This is a genomic window from Aeromonas dhakensis (genome assembly GCF_002285935.1).
Taxonomy (GTDB): Bacteria; Pseudomonadota; Gammaproteobacteria; order Enterobacterales; family Aeromonadaceae; genus Aeromonas; species Aeromonas dhakensis.
Genome location: NZ_CP023141.1, coordinates 2,018,104 through 2,034,084, shown reverse-complemented (window position 1 = coordinate 2,034,084; position 15,981 = coordinate 2,018,104). Strand labels below are relative to the sequence as shown.

Annotated in this window: 13 protein-coding genes; 10 read left to right on the top strand and 3 right to left on the bottom strand. The window is 64.0% G+C overall.

Annotation, left to right across the window (positions count from 1 at the left end):
* Positions 1-79: 79 nt before the first annotated feature.
* Positions 80-1,912, bottom strand: coding sequence for an SLC13 family permease (locus CK627_RS09935; RefSeq protein ID WP_095592241.1), 1,833 nt, complete (start codon positions 1,910-1,912; stop codon positions 80-82).
* A gap of 264 nt (positions 1,913-2,176) precedes the next feature.
* Here CK627_RS09935 and pnuC point away from each other — a divergent pair, with 264 nt between their 5' ends.
* The 9 genes from pnuC (at position 2,177) to CK627_RS09885 (ending at position 12,356) form a co-directional block, all read left to right on the top strand.
* Positions 2,177-2,899, top strand: a complete 723-nt coding sequence (gene pnuC / locus CK627_RS09930) for a nicotinamide riboside transporter PnuC (protein WP_010633219.1) — start codon at positions 2,177-2,179, stop codon at positions 2,897-2,899.
* Positions 2,896-3,621 (top strand): nucleoside phosphorylase, encoded by a 726-nt coding sequence (locus CK627_RS09925; protein ID WP_095592240.1) that lies wholly within the window; start codon positions 2,896-2,898, stop codon positions 3,619-3,621. Before pnuC ends, CK627_RS09925 begins: the two co-directional genes overlap by 4 nt.
* 127 nt (positions 3,622-3,748) lie before the next feature.
* Positions 3,749-4,420 carry a Crp/Fnr family transcriptional regulator gene (locus tag CK627_RS09920; RefSeq protein WP_167385312.1) on the top strand — a complete coding sequence of 224 codons (672 nt, stop codon included), beginning with the start codon at positions 3,749-3,751 and terminating at the stop codon, positions 4,418-4,420.
* Positions 4,421-4,459: 39 nt separating this feature from the next.
* Positions 4,460-4,783 (top strand): N(4)-acetylcytidine aminohydrolase, encoded by a 324-nt coding sequence (yqfB, locus tag CK627_RS09915; protein ID WP_095592238.1) that lies wholly within the window; start codon positions 4,460-4,462, stop codon positions 4,781-4,783.
* A 67-nt stretch (positions 4,784-4,850) separates the two neighbouring features.
* Positions 4,851-5,252, top strand: a complete 402-nt coding sequence (locus CK627_RS09910; RefSeq protein WP_025201315.1) for a DUF1622 domain-containing protein — start codon at positions 4,851-4,853, stop codon at positions 5,250-5,252.
* A 198-nt stretch (positions 5,253-5,450) separates the two neighbouring features.
* Entirely contained in the window at positions 5,451-7,091 is a 1,641-nt protein-coding gene (locus CK627_RS09905; protein WP_095592237.1) for an alpha-glucosidase, read from the top strand.
* A 418-nt stretch (positions 7,092-7,509) separates the two neighbouring features.
* The gene (locus tag CK627_RS09900; RefSeq protein WP_095592236.1) at positions 7,510-9,300 is read left to right on the top strand and encodes a hypothetical protein; all 1,791 of its coding nucleotides are present in this window, start codon (positions 7,510-7,512) and stop codon (positions 9,298-9,300) included.
* 356 nt (positions 9,301-9,656) lie between these two features.
* Positions 9,657-11,204, top strand: coding sequence for an ABC-F family ATP-binding cassette domain-containing protein (locus tag CK627_RS09890; protein WP_095592235.1), 1,548 nt, complete (start codon positions 9,657-9,659; stop codon positions 11,202-11,204).
* Between the two features lie 12 nt (positions 11,205-11,216).
* A complete protein-coding gene (locus tag CK627_RS09885; RefSeq protein ID WP_017787937.1) occupies positions 11,217-12,356 on the top strand; it encodes an MFS transporter in 1,140 nt (379 codons plus the stop codon).
* A 127-nt stretch (positions 12,357-12,483) separates the two neighbouring features.
* On the opposite strand, the gene pdxR is transcribed toward CK627_RS09885, so the two are convergent.
* Together pdxR and CK627_RS09875 are read right to left on the bottom strand one after the other, a co-directional pair.
* Positions 12,484-13,893, bottom strand: a complete 1,410-nt coding sequence (gene pdxR / locus CK627_RS09880) for a MocR-like pyridoxine biosynthesis transcription factor PdxR (RefSeq protein WP_095592234.1) — start codon at positions 13,891-13,893, stop codon at positions 12,484-12,486.
* Positions 13,894-14,063: 170 nt separating this feature from the next.
* A complete protein-coding gene (locus tag CK627_RS09875; RefSeq protein WP_017781621.1) occupies positions 14,064-14,390 on the bottom strand; it encodes a hypothetical protein in 327 nt (108 codons plus the stop codon).
* 509 nt (positions 14,391-14,899) lie between these two features.
* Between CK627_RS09875 and CK627_RS09870 the strand changes: the two genes are divergently transcribed.
* Positions 14,900-15,925 (top strand): hypothetical protein, encoded by a 1,026-nt coding sequence (locus tag CK627_RS09870; protein WP_095592233.1) that lies wholly within the window; start codon positions 14,900-14,902, stop codon positions 15,923-15,925.
* The last annotated feature ends 56 nt before the right edge of the window (positions 15,926-15,981 follow it).

Genomic DNA, 15,981 nt, shown 5'->3' with positions numbered 1-15,981 from the left:
GCTTTATGCCGTCCTTTTCATGTCAGATTACTGCGGGCAATAAAAAGGCGGCCCGCAGGCCGCCATGTCGCGTGTGTCGTCAGAACGGGAAGAACCAGGGGATGGCGATGACGCTCACCACCATCACCAGCGCCGTAAAGGGCACGCCGATGCGCACGAAGTCCACGAACTTGTAGTTGCCAGGGCCCAGCACCAGGGTGTTGACCGGCGAGGAGACCGGCGTCATGAAGGCCGCCGAGGCGGCGATGGCGATGGTCATGGCAAACGGATAGGGGGAGACCCCCATCTGCTGGGCCGTGCCGAGCGCGATCGGGGCCATCAGTACCGCCGTCGCGGTGTTGGAGATGAACAGCCCGATGATGGCGCACAGGGCGAACAGACTGGCCAGCATCACCCGCGGCCCCATCTCCCCCACCGCCGAGATCAGCGCACCGACGATGAGATCCACCCCGCCGGTCTGTTGCAGCGCGAGCGCGAAGGGCAGCATGCCGACGATGAGGATCAGGGTCGGCCAGTGGATGGACTTGTAGGCGCTCTCCATGTCGATGCAGCGAAACTTGCCCATCAGCAGGCAGGCGATCAGCGCCGCTATCACGTTGGGCACGGGAGCGGTCACCATCAGCACTATCATGACCCCGAGCGCGATCAGGGCGTGAATGGCCTGACTGCGGGCTGGCGCCATCTCGTCCACTTCGGCCGGCAGCCCCAGCAAGAGGAAGTCGCGGCTGTGGGTCTGCAGCAGGCGGATCAGGCTCCAGTTGCCCACCACCAGCAGGGTATCCCCCATCTGCAGCGCCTCGTCCACCAGCTTGCCACCAAGCGCCTCGCCGGCGCGGCGGATCCCCACCACGTTGAGGCCGTAGTGGGAGCGAAACGCCACCTCGCGGATGCTCTTGCCGAGCAGACGGGATTCGGGGATGAGCGACACCTCCGCCATGCCCACCTCCCGCGCCTGATCGGAAAAATACTCCCCGCGCAGGATCATGGGTTCGAGCCGCGCCTCGCTGCAGAACTCCCGCACGTCCGCATCGGGGTCGGACATGTCGATGAGCAGCACGTCCTTGGCCTGGAACTCGGTGACGCCGGAGACGGTCACCATCACCCGCCGGAACTTGCGCCAGCGCTCCACCCCGATGACATTGGCCCCGTAGCGGGCCCGCAGTTGCAGCTCGTCCAGGGTCTGGCCGATCAGAGGGGAGTCGGGCCGCAGAGCCAGCCGGCGCGCACGCCCGGCCAGCCGGTAGTCGCGAATGAGATCGCGCATGGTACTGCGCCCGCTCTGCTTTTGCTTGCCCTCCTCCTCGCTACGTACCAGAGAGGTGCGCATCAGCAGCATGTAGAGGATCCCCATCCCCAGGATGATGACCCCCATGGGGGTGAAGCCGAAGAAACCGAAGCCGTGGATGTCGTGGCGCATCAGCTCGCTGTTGACCACCATGTTGGGCGGCGTCGCCACCAGGGTCATCATGCCGCTGATGAGGCCGGCAAAGCCGAGCGGCATCATCAGCCGGCCGGCCGGGATCCCCATCCGGTTCGCCACGCTCAGCACCACAGGGATGAAGATGGCCACCACCCCTGTGCTGCTCATCACGGCCCCCAGCAGGGCGACCGCCACCATCAGCAGCACCAGCAATCGGGTCTCGCTGCTGCCGGCTACCTTCACCAGTGCGTCCCCCACCTGATAGGCGATGCCGGTGCGCACCAGCCCCTCCCCCACCACGAACAGGGCGGCGATCAGGATGACGTTGGGATCGCTGAACCCCGCCAGCGCCTGTGGCAGGGTCAGGGTGCCGCTCAGCACGAACAGTATGATGATCAGCAAGGCAACCACGTCCATGCGGACCCTGTTGCTCACAAACAGATAAATGGCGCCCACCAGCATGCAGAGGACCCAGACCAGCTCGGAATTCACGCTCGCTCCTTTCGTTCAACACCACCCCGACCGCAGCGGGGGGATTCCATCAGACCACAGCCCATTCATCCCCATTTTGTGACATGTCAATAAAGGGCAGGGCATCATCGCATATCAGGGTGTCATCGGGGGCCTAAAGTTGCTTGCGGTTTGTCCATTCTTTGAGGTGGCTCGGCCCTGCACGGACAAAAGTCCTGCAAAGACCCCCATGCCGCCCCTAGAATAGGCCCGGTTCACGCCCCCCTATTTTCCAAGGAAATGAAAATGAGCATATTCGAGTGGTTCAGCATCAATCACACCCTGGTGACCATACCGCTGGGCGGTGGCTACGCCATGTCGTGGATCGAAGCCGTCGGCACCCTGTTCGGACTGGCCTGCATCTGGTGCGCCAGCCAGGAGAAGACCATCAACTACCTGTTCGGGCTCATCAACGTCAGCCTGTTTGCCATCATCTTCTTCCAGATCCAGCTCTACGGTCTGTTGCTGCTGCAGCTGTTCTTCTTCTGCGCCAACCTCTATGGCTGGTACGCCTGGACCCGGCCGGCCAATGCCCAGGGGGACACCCTGCAGATCCGCTGGCTCAGCAAGTCCAAGCTCGTCGCCACCGCCGCCGTGAGCGTGCTGGCCATCGCCCTGCTGACCCTCTATATCGACCCGGTCTTCGCCGCCCTGGCGCGCACCTCGGTCGCCCTGCTCAACCTGTTTGGCGCCAACCTCGCCACCCCTGAGCCCTCCCCCGATGCCTTCCCCTTCTGGGATGCCAGCATGACGGTGCTCTCCGTGGTGGCCCAGATCCTGATGACCCGCAAGTACGTGGAGAACTGGATCCTCTGGGTGGTCATCAACATCATCAGCATCGGCGTCTATGCCGCCCAGGGGGTCTATGCCATGTCCCTTGAGTACCTGATCCTGCTGTTCATCGCCGCCAACGGCACTCGCCTGTGGATGGTCAGCGCCAAACGTCCGCAACAGGAAGTGATCGCATGAGCCTGCTGCCCCATCTGCAATGCCGCCCGGATCAGATCGCCGAGCGGGTGGTGCTGTGCGGCGACCCGGCCCGGGTCGATCGCATCGCCAGCCAGCTCGATGAGTGTGACGTGCTGGGCCAGCACCGGGAGTTTCGCCTGATCAACGGCCGCTACCAAGGGCTGCCCATTACGGTGTGCAGCACCGGTATCGGTGGCGCCTCCGCCGTCATCGCGCTGGAGGAGCTGGTGCAGGCGGGCGCCAGCGCCCTCATCCGGGTCGGCTCCGCCGGCGCCCTGCAGCATGAGATCGCGCTGGGGGACCTTATCGTGGTGGAGGGGGCGGTGCGCAGCGAAGGCGCCTCGCAGGCCTACCTGCCGTCCGAGTACCCCGCCTGCGCCGACATCCGCCTGCAGGCCGCCCTGCTCGCCCATCTCGACGCCAGCGGCCAGCCTCACTGGCACGGTCTGGTGCGCTCCCACGACAGCTTCTACCGGGATGACGAGCAGGAGGTGTGTCGCTACTGGCACGCCCGCGGGGTGCTCGGGGCGGACATGGAGAGCGCCTCCCTGCTTGCCGTGGGACGCCTGCGCAAGGTGCGGGTGGCCGCCGTGCTCTGCAACGTGGTGGCTTTCGAGCAGGATGTGCAGGAGGGGGTGAGCGACTACGCGGCCAGCGAGGCCGCCATGATGACCGGCGAGCGACTGGCCATCGCCGCCGCCCTCCACGCCCTGACCCAATAGAGCGGGTCTGCCGGGGCCGCAACGGCCCTGGCAAAACGTTAAGCCCGGCACATTCGGGGGCACCAGCGCTGGCATCCTGCCCCCGCCCTTGCTAGCCTCATGGCCCTCGTCAAGCCGGGCCTTCTCCATGCAGCAACAACCCTATCCGCTCGGTCGCTTTCACACCGAGCTTGCCGCACTCGAACCGCGCTTTGCCGCGGCGCTGACGGCCTGCACCCTCTATTCTCGCCGCTACCTGCCGGGCGAGCCCATCATGCGCCAGGGGGAGCAGTGTGAGCACCTCTATCTGGTGGCCCAGGGTCGCATCTCCCTCAACAGTGCGGTGCACTCGGGACGGCTGTTTCAACTCGGCGAAATCGAGTGCCACCAGCAGATCTTCGGCGAGATGGAGTTCTTCAGCGCCACCCCGGTGCAGTGGAGCGTGGTGGCCGAGACCGAGCTGGACGCTGCCGTCATCTGCGCAGGCAAGCTGGCCAAACGGCTGCTGGCCGAGCCCGAGCTGACCCTCTTCTTCGCCGCGGCGCTCGCCAGCGATTATCTGGATACCCTGGACATCACCACCAGCCGGCTGCTGCATCCCATCGCCTACAACATCGCCTTCGAGCTGTGGCGCGAGCGCCAGCGCACCCCCATGCTGGGTTCACGCAAGCGGGCCCACGAGGCGGCGCGCTTCGGCACCACCGAGCGGGTCTATCGGCGCGCCCTCAAGGAGCTGATCGAACAGGGCATCGTCGCCGATGGCCCCGACGGCCCCGTCATCGCCGATCTGGCCAGGCTGCGCGCCTATCTCGAACTTTGACCTTCATTTACCATCGGAGTCCCCATGCCTGTTTCAAACATGTCTGCTTCAAACTACCCCGAGTTCACCTTCTTCAGCCGCTTCGTCGCCGACATCCAGGCCGGCCGCAAGACCATCACCATCCGCGACGAGAGCGAGGCAAACTGGCAGCCCGGCCAGCGCCTGACCCTGTTCACCAACCCGGAGCACCAGCCCTTTGGCACCATAGAGGTGCTGTCGGTCAAGGCGGTCGCCTTCGATGAACTGAACGACGAGCACGCCCGCCAGGAGAACATGACCCTGCCTGAGCTCAAACAGGTGATCCGTGACATCTACCCCACCCTGCCGCCGTTCTATGTCATTGAATTCAAACTGCTTACCTGAGCCAGATTTGGCCTTTGCCGAGCGATGTGTTAATAGTGTCCTCTTTTGAATCAGAGAGGTGACCCGAGTGTTTGAGATAGCGAGCCTGCGAGAGGGCATGATGCACGGGGTCGAGCTGTTCCAGCTGCTGCTGGAGATCATCTCCATCGCCTGCGTGGTGATAGGGCTGGGCAAGACCCTCTGGCTGGCGGCGCGGGTGCGGGATCACGAGCCCGGCTTTCCCCATATCCGGCTCTGTTTCGGCAGCTGGCTCATTCTGGCGCTGGAGTTCCAGCTCGCCGCCGACATCCTGGCCACCACGGTGGCGCCGAGCAAGGAGGAGCTCATTCGTCTCGCCATCATCGCGGTGATCCGCACCTTCCTGAACTACTTCCTCGGCAAGGAGCTGGAAGCCCAAGCGGAACGCCAGCAAGACAAGGCAGAGCGCCAGCAGGCGCCGCGCAGCGAGCAGGCCAAGGCCGCCCAATAGCCTGCTTTCCTTGCCCGGCATCCCCGCTGGGTACCGGGCCATCCCCACCCCCGTGGGTCGGGATGGCCCAGTTGTGATCCTCCCCTCACTTCTGACAACCAGCCACCAATGGAACCCTTTTCAAGTTTTTCCCTGCCCTGTTGACTTCCCGCTCATCTGCGTAAGATAAACCATCGTTTCCCCCAACCGGCCCGGCTGATGAACCCGCGACCTCTCCACACACCCGACATCGATCTCGATAGTTGCGTTATCTACCAGATCTATCCCATGAGCTTTCAGGACAGCGATGGCGACGGCATGGGCGACATCAACGGCATTCGTCAGCGGCTCGGTTATCTGGCCACTCTGGGGGTCGACATGCTGTGGCTCACCCCCCTCTATCGCTCCCCCAAGCGGGACAACGGCTACGACGTGGCGGATTACCGCGCCATCGACCCCGCCTTCGGCACCCTGGCCGAGATGGAGCAGCTGATAGTCGAGGCAGCCGCCCACGGTATCGGCATCATGATGGATATCGTCGCCAACCACACCTCCACCGAGCACGTGTGGTTTGTGCAGGCGCTGGCCGGCGATCCCCGCTATCAGGCCTACTACGTGTTTCGCGATCAGGCCTTCATCGACGCCCATCCCGTCACCTCGATTTTTGGCGGTAGCGGCTGGCAATACGTGCCGGCGCTGGATCGCTACTACCTGCACAACTTCGACGTGAGCCAGGCCGATCTGGACTGGGACAATCCGGCGGTGCGCGCCGAAATGGCGGAGGTGATCCACTTCTGGCTGGACAAAGGAGTAAAGGGATTTCGCTTCGATGTGATCGACATGGTGAGCAAGGATTGGGACCGGCTTGCCATGAGCAACGGCCCCCGTCTGCACGACTATATCCGCGATCTCAATGCCGAGAGCTTCGGCGGCCAGGGGATCATCACGGTGGGGGAGACCTGGGGGGCCGACCTCGCCCATATGCAGAACTATTCGAACCCCGACGGCAGCGAGTTCAGCATGGTGTTCAACTTCGAGCATCTGGGGCTCGGCAGTGACAAGTGGACCTCCCGCTTCGACCCCCTCGCCTTCAAGCGGGCCATGGCCCGCCACCAGCAGGGGCTCCATGGCCGAGGCTGGAACAGCCTGTTTCTCGGCAACCATGACCTGCCCCGCGCCGTCTCCCGCTTTGGCGATGACAGGCCCGAGTGGCGCGAAGTGAGCGCCAAGCTGTGGGCCATGGTGCTGCACCTGATGCAGGGCACCCCCTTCATCTATCAGGGGGAGGAGCTCGCCATGACCAACCCTCACTGGCAGCCGGACGAGCTGCGCGATGTGGAAGCCATCAACTACCGCGCCAGCCAGTCAGGGCTGGATCCTGCCGAGCTAGCCCGCCGCCTCGATGCCATCGGCCGCGACAACGCCCGTACCCCGATGCAGTGGGACGCCGGCCCCCACGCGGGATTCAGCACAGCCACCCCCTGGATTGCCCTCAACGCCAATCACCTCGAGATCAACGCCGCCGAGCAGCTGGCCCGCCCCGACTCGCCGTTTCACTGCTATCGCCAGCTCATTGCCCTGCGCAAGGCCCATCCGGTCATTCGCCACGGTGACTTCGAGCTACTGGATGAGGATGACCCAGAGCGCATCGGCTATCGCCGCTGCTGGCAGGACTCGGCGAGTGGAGAGCGGCACACCCTGCTGCTGCTCGCCAACCTCACAGCGCGCCCCCAGGTCATGCCGCACCTTGATCAGGTGGAGGCCGGTGCCCCCCTGCTGATGAGCAACTACCCGGGGCAGCCCACCGCCACCTTTGCCCCCTATCAGGCAGCGGCCTGGCTGCTGAAAGCAAGGGGATAACGGCACTCCCTGGCTCGGCGCCAGCCTTCGTCACGGGGGCTGGCCCCTGTGCCTCTCCCTGGTTATTCCTCTCCCGCTGACCTTGCCGACCCGCACCGGCGATTTACTCACTTAAAAACTTCGCATTTAACGGCTCGTACGACACCGATTTGAAATATCCGAACCGGCCTCGCTATCGACAATTGAAATAGTGCAACACCCTGTTTTTGCTGGAAATAAACACTTTTAAAAACAACTTGTTTGTCATCAAGTGAATATATTCAACGCGGTTTAGTCTGGGTTAAAAGTCAATTCAGATTTGCGCCCTTGTGGTTCTCAGCTCTCTCCTTATGGTTTCCATCCGAAGCATGCGGCACGGCGCCGTACGCCGACGTTCAGGCTTGCGGGCACCAGCCCGCCATAACAACAGGACATCATCATGCGCAAAACCGGCGTGGCACTCGCCATCTCCACCCTCTTCTGGTTCCACTCGGCCATGGCGGCCCCTCTGATCTTCCCGGACGATCCCGCCCTCAGCAACGGCCAGCACTCCCCCGCCCTCGAGCGCAGCTTCCAGCTGGCCCAGGACGATCTGGGCAACCGGATCCACCAGCTCCACCTGCCCCTCCAGACCGAGCCGGAACTGGTGGCAGAGCTGGAGCAGATCGGCAGGGAACAGGGATTCTCGGTCAGCACCCACACTGACATGTACGCCTGGACCGAGGACAACATGTGGTTGTCGCGCGATGGCGCCCTCGTCTTCCGTCCCCAGGCACCGCTGGCCGACAAGGGGCGCTACCACGCCTTCGTCACCGCCCTCACCGAGCAGAGCCCGGAGGCCGAGCAGGAGGGGCACCACAGCCTCGGCAGCCAGGATTCCCAGGGGCTGGATGATTACATGCTCTCCCAGGCCAACAGCTTCGCCGAGGCGCAGGGACGCGAGCTCATCCCCACCTTCTCCATCATCGATGGCGGCAACATGCTGACCGGCCAGCGCCCAGACGGTACCCCCTATGCCCTCATTGGTCGCGACGCCCTGCTGCAAACCACCCTGCACCACAGCCGGCTGGATAGCGAGCGTATCGCCACCCGCCAGCAGAAGATGGAGCGCGACGGCGAGTTTCGGCTGCAACTCAGCGAAGAGGAGTGGCTGGGCAGCCCCCATACCTTCCAGAAGGGCCATGACACCGAGGTGGACCTCATCCTCCTGGAGGCGGCCAACCTGCTGCCACAGGGGCTCGATGAGCCGCAGCGCCACGCCTTTGCCAGAACCGCGCGCGCCAAGGCCGAGCTGGCTCAGTCCGAGGTGAACTGGGCGACCCGCCAGGCGGCGGAGCAGCGCATGTTTCTGAGCACGCAACAGGGGGAGCGCATCGCCGAGCGCTATCGCGCCATCCACGGCCAGCCGCTGCCGGCCTCCTTCGACCTGCTGGCCCAGCTCAAACGGGAGTACGCAGGCCTGGTGGTAACCACCGGGCTGCACGCCGACTTCGGCGATGAGCAGATAACCGATGCGCTGCAGACGCTGACGGCCGATGCCGCCACCCTGACCCGGCTTGGCCGCATGCTGCAGGCCGGCGGCTATCAGCGAACCGGGCTGGCTGGCACCGAGCAAGATCATCAGACCCGTCGCTTCCTCGCCATGATGGCCATCAGCCAGCGCCTGATGGCGCAGGAGCTCAAGGTGGCCGAGCGGGATCTGGTGATCCTGGCCCAGCCCGGCTTCCACCTCGACATGGCCATGCGCCCGCTGGCCGACGGCCGCATCCTCTTCAACGATCACGCCGCCAGCGCGGCACTGATCGAACAGGTGCTGGCCAGCGATGCCACCCTGAGCGACAGCGAGCGGCAGGAACTGGCCAAGAGCGTGACCGACCTGCGCCAGCAAGGCGAGCGCTGGCACAAGATCCACGCCCTCATCCATCAGCAACTGCGCGATGCCGGCCTGACCCCCATCGCTACCCCGGGCGCCTTCAGCGTGGGCAAACGGCAGGTGAACTGGATGAACGGCATCATGGGCACCCGCCAGCAGCCCTTCTACATCACCAATGCCGCCAGCATAGCCCCCCTCAATGAGGCGTTCGCCGCCTGGTTGCAACACGAGGTGGCCGGGATCACCCCCTATTTCGTGGGTCAAGCTGCCAGCAACCGACGGGACGGCTTGAACCAGGCGGAGGCCCTGCTGCGCGGCAGCGGCGGGCTGGACTGCATCACCCTGCACCACGAGTAGTGCCAGGGTCGCAGATTTGACTCACCGGCAAATTCTGGGTATTTTGCGACCAGAATTTTTGTAGGACCGCTTTTCAATGTTGTACATCCTGTTCAAATGCTCGGTCAGGAGGCTGTGCTCCGTGCACTAACACGATGAAGTGTTGCCCGGAGCCCATCGACTGAATCTTCATCAGCTGCGCGAATGCCCTCTCTTTGGGAGGTTGCCCCGCATCTGATGAAAACAGGAGACACAGGCCGGCGAGATGCTTCATCGCCGGCCTTTTTGTCTCTGCCATTTGGCAGCGTTTCACCTTGCTGAGACGGGGGGCCGGTACGTCGCGTACCTGCCCCCCGTTTTTTATGGATGTTACAACCATGAGTGTGCTCACTATCCACAACCTGACCTATCACATCGGCGACAAGACCCTGTACCAGCAGGCGAGCTTTCGTCTCCACGCCGGCGAGCATGTCTGCCTCACCGGCCACAACGGCGCCGGCAAGAGCACCCTGCTCCAGCTGATCCAGGGGGAGCGTCTGCCAGACGGCGGCGACATCCTCTGGCAGCCCGGCATCAAGGCGGGCTATCTCGACCAGCACGCCGTGCGGGATGGCCACCTCACCCTGCGGGGCTACCTGCAGTCGGTGTTCGCCGACCTCTATGAGGCGGAAGCCGAGATGCTGGCCCTCTACGCCGACCCCGAACTGGGGCCGCGGCAGCTGGCCCGGGCGGCCGATCTGCAGGCGCACCTGGAGAGTCAGGGTTTTTACCAGTTAGATCCGCGCATCGACGAGGTGGCGGCCGGCCTCGGCCTGACCCAGCTCGGCATGCAGACCCTGCTCGCCAATTTAAGCGGCGGCCAGCGCCACAAGGTGATGCTGGCCGGCCTGCTGCTGCGCACGCCGGAGGTGCTGCTGCTCGACGAGCCGACCAACTACCTGGACACGGCCCACGTCGACTGGCTGGCGGGCTACCTGGAGCGCTTCCCCGGCGCCTTCCTGGTGGTCTCCCACGACCGCGCCTTCGTCAACCGCATCGCCACCGCCATCGCCGACATCGACCGCCAGCAGATCCACACCTATCGCGGCAACCTAGACCAGGCGCTGGCCCAGAAGGGCGCCGCCGAGGCGCTGCACGCCCGTCAATACCAGGCCCAGCAGCGGCAGATCGACAGGCTCGAGCAGTTCATCGCCAAGAATGGGGCCGGGGTCAACGCCAGTATCGCCAACGGCCGCAAGAAGCAGTTGGCGCGCATCGAGCGCCTGGCCGCCCCCGAGCAGGCCAAACCGGTCACCCTCAGCTTTCGCGCCGCCCAGGGGGGCCACCCGCAACTACTGGCCGCGAGCGAGCTGGAGATCGGCTACCACCAGCCCCTGCTGGCGCCGCTCAGCCTGCAGCTGCGCCGCGGCGAGAAGGTGGTGATCGCCGGCTTCAACGGCATCGGCAAGTCGACCCTGCTCAACACCCTGACCGGTCGCCTCGCCCCGCTCGCCGGTGAACTGGCCCTGGCCCCCGGCCTCAAGTCGGGTTACTTCGAGCAGGCGCTGCACTGGCCCGATCCCGCGGCCACCCCGCTGGCTCTGGTCAAGGCCGCCGCCCACGGGCTGGATGACAAGGGTGCCCGCCAGCAACTGGCACGCCTTGGCATCGGCGGCAAGCTGGCCATCCAGCCCATCAGTGCCCTGAGCGGCGGTGAGCAGACCCGGGTCAAGCTGTGCCGACTGGCGCTGCAGCCCACTCATCTGCTGATATTGGATGAGCCGACCACCCACCTGGATGCCGGCACCAAGGCCGCCCTGCGCCAGGCCCTGTGCGACTACCCGGGCAGCGTGCTCGCCGTCTGCCACGAACCGGCCTTTGTGGCCGACTGGCCGGATCGGGTGGTGGACATCCAGCAGTTCGCCGCCGTGTCGACCCAAGCTTAAGGAATAAAAATTATGTTATTGAAAGTACTGCTGTTTTTGATTGCGTTTCTGGTCGGGGCAGATGAGCTGATGCTGGGCCCCCTGCTCGCCCCCATCGGCGCCGAGCTGGGCGTCCCCCCGGAACGGGTGACCCTGTTCATCACCGCCTACAGCGTGGCGCTGGCCCTCATCGCCCCCCTGCTCGGCGGCCTGTCGGATCGCCACGGCCGGCTGCGGGTGATGCTGCCGGCCTCCCTGCTGTTTGGCGCCGCCTCGGTGGCCACCGGCCTGGTGGCGAACTTCGAGGTTGGGCTGGCGACCCGGGTGATCACCGGGCTGGCCAGCGCCGGCATGCTCCCCATCGCCTTCGCCATGGCGGCGGACGGCGCGCCGGCCGACGCCATGAAGCGCATCGCCTGGGTGCAGTCGGGACTCACCCTCGGCATGATCTCGAGCCCGGCGGTGGGCGCCCTGCTGGCCCAGCTCAGCAGCTGGCGCACCCCCTTCATCGTGCTCGGCCTCTGCGCCTGGGCCGTGGCGGCGGCCCTGGCCTGGCTCACGGCGCGCACGCCGCAGGTTCATGCCAGCGACACGCCCCCCGCGGTGCAGGGCTCGGTACTGGCCATTCCGGGGGCGCTCGGCGCCCTGCTCGCCATGGGGTTGGGACTGGGGGGCGGCATCGGCCTGTTCAACCTGGTTGGCCAGCACCTGCACGACAGCCAGGGACTGCCCGTCTGGTCGGTGGGACTGCTCTACGGCGCCCTTGGCGTGATCAGCGTGGTCGGCAACGTGCTGATGCCGCGCCTGGCCGGCTATGTGGAGAGCGGCCGCCCCCTGATGCGCGGCGCCCTGGTGGTGTGCGCCCTGGTCAGCGCCTTCTTCTACCTCTATCCGGCTGGCAACCTGGCCAGCCTCTCCCTGCCGCTGGGCCTGTGGGCGCTGGCCGGCGGTATCGGCTCGCCGGCGCTGCAGGGTTACATCGCCCAGCTCGCCCCGGCCCAGCGCGGCATGCTGATGTCGCTGGCCATGACCCTGATGCACCTCGGGGTGGCGCTCTGGTCCGCCGTCGCCGGCTTTGCCTACAGCGCCGGCCCCATGGCCATGGCCCTGCTGGCCCTGTTGCTGTTTGGCGGGGCCATCCTCGCCCTGCGCCCGGTGCGGCTGCCGGGCTGAGTACAACAGGCACAATGACAAGAGGGCTCCCGCGGGAGCCCTCTTCATGACCTCTGCCATGTGGCAGACGACGCCTGGTAACCAGCCCCTTCACAAACCGGGGAAGTGCATCATCCAGGGATGGCGCTCACTCTGCCGGCCACAGGGACAACAGCTGCTGCACGGCCCGATCGGCCTGCTCTGCGCTGGCAAAGTTGGCAAACCCCATCATCACCCCCCTTTGCTGAGCCGGGTTCATGTACCAGCTACTCAGGGCGTGCAACGCCAGCCCATTGGCTTGGGCGATCTTAACCAGCTTCTGATCCGTCACGCCCCCGGCAACCTGCGCCAGTAGCTGGATCCCGCCAGCCTGCGGCTGCACCCGCAACCGGTCGCCCAGGTGGGTGGCCAAGGCATCGACCAGATAACCATGCCGCTCGGCATAGACTCTGCGCATCTTGCTCAGGTGGCGGGTGAAATGCCCCTGATCCATGAAGTCTGCCAGGGTGGCCTGCAGCACCGGATTACCCGCGCCGGGCAGCTGCGCCACCAGCTCGCGAAAACGGACGACCTGCGCCTCGGGCACCACCAGATAGGCCAGCCTAAGGCCGGGGTAGAGCACCTTGCTGAAGGTCCCCGTGTAGAGCACGCGCCCCTGATGATCCAGGCTCTTGAGAGGGGGCAAGGGCCGGCCGTGGTAGCGAAACTCGCTGTCGTAGTCATCTTCGATGATCCAGGCGTGGCGCCGCTCTGCCCACTCCAGCAGCGCCAGGCGACGCGGCAGGCTGAGGGCCACCCCCATCGGGCTCTGGTGGGTGGGGGTGACCACCGCAAACCGGGCCTCGTCGGCGGCTTGCTCACCCTGGCTGACATCCATGCCGTGCATGTCGACGGGCACCGGGTGCAACCGCAGGCCCGCCTGCTGCAAAAACTGGCGCGCATGAAAATAGCCAGGCTCTTCAAACCAGCCCAGATCTCCCGCTCGCAGCAGGGCGCGGCACACCAGATCCAGCGCCCCCCGATAACCAACCGTGATGAATACCTGTTCGTGGCTGCAGCGGATCCCCCGTGAAATGCCCAGATAGGTGGCGATGGCGCGGCGCAGGGCCGGGTGCCCGGCCGGATCCGGCGTCACCATCTCCATATTGCGCAGATGCCGGGTGGCAAGCCGGGCCCAGCTCTTGCGCGGGAACAGATCCAGCGCGGGCACGCCCAGCTGGAACGGCAGGATGTCGCTGTGAGGGATCCCCTGGGTCGGCGCAAGCGCGGCGGCGGGTCGGGGAGAGGGTGGCGCCTCGACGAGCCTGTTCAGCCCGGCGGCGACCACAGTGCCCGCGGCACCGCGGGATATCAGATACCCTTCACCGATCAGCATCTGATAGGCCATTTCAACCGTGCCGCGCGCAAGGTTGAGTTCGCTTGCCAGACTGCGCACCGAGGGCACACGGTCGCCAGCGTTCAAGGCTCCGCTCGCGATGGCATGGCAATAGCGCTGGTATATCTGCAGATAGAGCGGGGTTGCCTGCTCCCGGCTGAGGTTCAGATCCTGAATGTCCATGAGAGGGGTCCATGAAATATGGCTCTGTATTCTATCACTTCCGTTGTTTATCCATTATCCACTCCTGTTGGCATCACGATAGAAGAGCAGCATGACAATATTGGCTGATAACACCCTGTACCATGAAAACATGGTATATGGCGCCATCACGGGCGTGCATTGGCTGACCGCTATTTGCTGATCAGCGTCAGCTTGTCAGTGGTAAAGGTGGTCGTACCGTGGCCATCTGTCGTCGATTTTATTTCATCAGCTTCAGCATTAAATTTTTCGGCAGACAAGGTGACCTTGCCAGAATACTCCATGCCATCCTGGCTTTTTCTGACCGAATCGGCAGAGACAGTCACAGACTCATTATCATTTACCTTCAACATGACATTGCCGGTAAATTCCTGAACAGTTCTGGTTTTATCTGCAGATATTTCCATGGCCATGGCCGAGGAGGTAAATAATAGTGAAAGAGACAGCAGCGCCGCCTTATTAACAGTGAACTCGAACACGACACACTCTCCTTGGTATAGCGCTATCAGTTGGCGTATTTTTTATACAAGCCTGCTCAATACGTCAAGATTAAAATCCGTCGCCTCCCGCCCGTCTTTATATCACGCTGTGGCCGAATTATCTCTGCCAGCCTGCCGGTCGTCGGCAATCAATAAAAGGGAGTCAAAAGAGATCTCATTACTCCCTGTTATCTGTATGGACTACTCCATATGACCATTCTTGTCCCTGTTACCCCTTGGCCGCTTTTTTTATCCTCACATTATCAACCTGGCACTCAGTTAAAGGGGAAATAAAACATATGCAGTACCTGACCTCCTTGCTGAGATATTCCCTGGAATAGATTGGCCCACCTCTCGCCGGCCCCGATTGCTGGGAGCCGACTCTCGGTCACTGCGGCCGCTCGCTCATGGCGGCATGACGGGTTGCCCCGCGCAGGATATCGCGCCGCGGTTATCTGAATAGACCCGAATCAAGGTGGTTTTCCGCCCTATCAAGCAGGAATATCAGTATGTCCCTACCTTCCAGGATCGCGGACGAGAGCCGCGAGCACATCATGGTGCAGCGCCCTCACACACTCTGTCTGCTCCCCCCGCTGGCCGCGCTCGGCTATCCGTTTCTGTTAGTGATCTTCAACAAATGGATCGACCAGAACGGCGCAGCCAGTCTGCTCGGCGCCCTGCTCTCGCTGCTGCTGGCCTTGGCCGTTCCCCTGGCGGGGCTGATCGTCGCCAATCGGCCCGGCATCACCACAGGCATGCGTCGACTGGCTTACCTGAGCGTGGCGGCCCCCAGCCTCTATGTCCTGCTCGGAGTGGTGCAGACGCTGGTCGGCAGCCCGCTGCCCGATGTGCTGGTGTGGTCTCTGTTCTGGGTTGGCGCCATGCTGCTGGGGTGGGAGTCACACCAGACAGTGGCAGCGCAGGCCCGTCCCGTGGGTGGACTGGGACGCTGGCGCATCGCCCATGGCATCAGCGCACTGGTGCTCTGTTGCTATGTGATCTTTCATCTGGCCAATCACCTGACCGGGCTGGTCGGCCCCGAGCTTCACGCCCGGGTCATGGAGGCGGGTCGCACCGTCTACCGGGCCGGCGTTGTCGAACCCCTGCTGGTGGCGGCGTTTCTCTTCCAGGTCGGCTCAGGTCTCTATCTTGCCTGGCGCTGGAGCAGTACCCGACATAACTGGCTGACAACCTTCCAGATCGCCTCTGGCGTTTATCTGTCGGTGTTCGTGCTGGGGCACATGAACTCGGTATTCATCTATGCCCGCAGCTTCCTCGGCATACCGACCGACTGGAGTTTTGCCACCGGTGGCGAGGCGGGCCTGCTAATGGATCCCTGGAATATTCGCCTGGTGCCCCACTACACCCTCGGCGTCTTCTTCGTACTGGCGCATCTGCTGGCCGGGTTGCGGGTGGTGCTCGCGGCCCACGGCGTGGCAACGAGCCGCATCAGGCTGCTGTGGTACACCGGACTGGCCGGCTCGGCAGCCCTCGCGCTGGCCATCATTGCCGGTATGGTGGGCGTCAGAATATAAGAAAGAAGAGATGTCAAATCATGGCTTGTGCCGCTTTAAATAGTATTGATGCCTGA